At 42.3% G+C, this 281-nt stretch carries 1 pseudogene; it reads right to left on the reverse strand.

Annotated features, from left to right (window positions below):
* Positions 1 to 281 (reverse strand): annotated as a pseudogene (locus AAEY79_RS14580) (GMP synthase (glutamine-hydrolyzing)); the annotation flags it as partial.

The raw sequence follows: 281 nt of genomic DNA on the forward strand, positions 1-281 counted from the left end.
GGCTCAACTAGGCCCATTTTCATGTCTGCTGGTAATCCGCCCACATTGTGGTGCGATTTAATTACGTGTGCTTTACCGGTGGCAGATGCCGCAGATTCAATTACGTCTGGGTAAATTGTACCTTGCGCTAACCATTTTGCATTTTTAAGCTTTTTAGCTTGCTCATCAAATACATTAATAAACGTGTGGCCAATGGCTTTACGCTTATCTTCTGGGTCTGACTTACCAGCAAGGTCATTTAAAAATTGCTCTTCGGCTTCAACTTTAACAATGTTTAGGCC

This window comes from Psychrobacter sp. GW64-MNA-CIBAN-0177 (assembly GCF_040309585.1).
GTDB classification, from domain to species: domain Bacteria; phylum Pseudomonadota; class Gammaproteobacteria; order Pseudomonadales; family Moraxellaceae; genus Psychrobacter; species Psychrobacter okhotskensis.